This is a genomic window from Protofrankia sp. Cr1 (assembly GCF_963555865.1).
Lineage (GTDB): Bacteria > Actinomycetota > Actinomycetes > Frankiales > Frankiaceae > Protofrankia.
Window position 1 is genome coordinate 1 of the sequence record NZ_CAUVXO010000080.1, and the last position, 2469, is coordinate 2469.

The window sequence follows — 2469 nt, forward strand, 5'->3', positions numbered from 1 at the left end:
TCATCAACCTCGGCACCGTCAACCTCGGCGCCGGGCATCGCGACGCCGGGCACGACCGCGGCGCTACCAGCCCGGTCGTCCGCCACGGGCGGCTGGGCCGCGCCCAGCCCGACGTAACCGGCGGCGAGGGCGCGGCGTGCCTCCTCGCTCTGGCGACGCATCGGGCCGATAAGGAACACCCAGGCCAGCAGCACGCCGATGACAAGCGCCACCGCGACGAACACCAGGATCTGGCCGGCAAGGTAGAGCACGAGCGATCAGCCTCCTTCCCGCGGTGTGCTTCGTTTAGATCCACACCGGAACGGGTGACAGCCTCCGACGTCGTCCGAGGATATGATCATAAATTTCAGAGTCTTCCGCGGGTGCGCCGGGCGCACCCGTAATCCTTGACAAAGTATCGCGAAGGACAGGAGCGATCTTTCCCACCGGTGCCGGACTATCCCGCCGTGAGGCGCGGTCCACATATTTGATCATTGATCAGGGCATCCCGCCGGCGGCGTGAAAACCCACGATCGGGCCAGCCAAGGTCCTCTCGGCCGGCAGCTCTCCGACGTGAAAGGCAGAACAGCATGGTTGTCGCTCCCGGTAACGAACCATTGCACAGCCATGTTTCAGACGTCCAGTTCCTACCGGACAACCAACCGGCAACGGGTGTGGTCCGGGCGTCCGCCGCCGGCACGACACCGGCCGAGACACCGTCCGAGACAGCGTTCGCATGCACCGTCGACGTACATTGTCGATCTTTCAGGCCATATGTGGATAGGCCACTGTTCGCGGCGGGTCGAAGGTCTCCTTGAGTGCCCGCGGGGAGACCCACCGCAGCAGGTTCAGCTCGGAACCCGCCTTGTCATTGGTACCGCTCGCACGCGACCCGCCGAACGGCTGCCGGCCCACCACAGCGCCCGTCGGTTTGTCGTTGAGGTAGAAGTTTCCAGCGCTGTAACGCAATGCCTCGGTGGCCGCGGCGAGGGCGGCCCGGTCGCGGCCGAATACCGCACCCGTCAGCGCATAAGGCGCGGCATCCGCAACATCCTTCATGATCGTGGAAAATGCATCCGAATCCGGCCTCGGCCGATCGTCGTACACATGCACGGCCAGAATCGGTCCAAAGTACTCAACCGCGAACACTTCGTGCGCGGGGTCGGCACACACCACCACGGTCGGTTCCACGAAGTACCCGACCCGATCGTCGGTACCGCCACCGACGAGGACCGACACCGCCGGATCCGCCCGCAACCGCGCGAGCAGTGCCGCCAGCCGGTCGAATGCGCGTCGGTCGATCACCGCACCGCCGAAAAGACTCAGGTCCGACACATCGCCATAGGTCACCGCGGCGGTCTCGGCCACCAGGCGGTCCCGCAGGCCCGCCTTCCACATCGAGGCGGGCAGGTAGGCGCGGGACACCGCCGAGCACTTCTGTCCCTGGTACTCGAACGCACCGCGGACGAGGGCGACCAGCACGGCATCCGGGTCGGCACTGGGATGAACCAGGACGAAGTCCTTGCCACCGGTCTCACCGACCAGCCGCGGGTAGGTGCGGTAACCCTCGATCCCGTCGGCGACCGTCCGCCACATCCCGCGAAAGGTGGCGGTGGAGCCGGTGAAATGCACGCCGGCGAGATCACGGTGGCGCAGCGCGACCGCGGAGACGGCCGCGCCGTCCCCGGTGACCATGTTGACCACTCCAGGGGGTAGGCCGGCCTCCGCCAGCAACGACATGGTGTGGTGGGCGGCGAGCTGCTGGGTCGGGCTGGGCTTCCAGACCACCGTATTACCCATGATCGCCGGGGCGGTCGCCAGATTCGCCGCGATCGAGGTGAAGTTGAACGGTGTCACCGCGAGGACGAACCCCTCGAGCGGGCGGTAGTCCATGCGGTTCCATGTCCCGGGGGACGAGGCCGGCTGCCCGGCGACGATCTCGCGGGCGAACGCGACGTTGAAACGCCAGAAATCGATCAGTTCGCAGGCCGCGTCGATCTCCGCCTGGTAACAGCTCTTGCTCTGCCCCAGCATGGTTGCGGCGTTGACGGTGTCCCGCCACCGCCCTGCGAGCAGCTGCGCCGCCCGCAGGAACACAGCCGCACGGTCGTCCTGGCCCAACGCCCGCCAGCCCGGCCCGGCCGCGAGCGCCGCGTCGACGGCGTCGGCGACGTCCCGCGGTGCCGCCGCGCGGCCCGACCCCAGCACCAACGCACGCCGGTGTGGGGCCACCACATCAAAGGGCTCGCCCGTTCCCGGCCGCGACGCACCCGCGATCACCAGCGGTAGCTCGACGTGGTCATCGGCCATCGCGGTGAGCGCCGTCTGCAGGCGGTCACGCCATGCGCTGCGCGGCGCGTAGTCGCGGACCGGTTCGTTCACCGGCTCCGGAACGACCGTGACGGCATCCATCCGAGCCACCCCTTGACTGTGCAGCAGAACCAATGCGCCAGAACCAATGCGGGAGATCCACCCATCAGCGTCTGGACC

1 protein-coding gene and 1 pseudogene are annotated in these 2469 nt (G+C 67.7%); both read right to left on the reverse strand.

Annotation, left to right across the window (positions count from 1 at the left end; translation table 11 throughout):
* A pseudogene (locus tag U9980_RS09490) lies at positions 1-251 on the reverse strand (hypothetical protein); the annotation flags it as partial.
* Positions 252-744: 493 nt separating this feature from the next.
* Positions 745-2391 (reverse strand): L-glutamate gamma-semialdehyde dehydrogenase, encoded by a 1647-nt coding sequence (gene pruA / locus U9980_RS09495; protein ID WP_322767591.1) that lies wholly within the window; start codon positions 2389-2391, stop codon positions 745-747.
* Positions 2392-2469 lie beyond the last annotated feature (78 nt).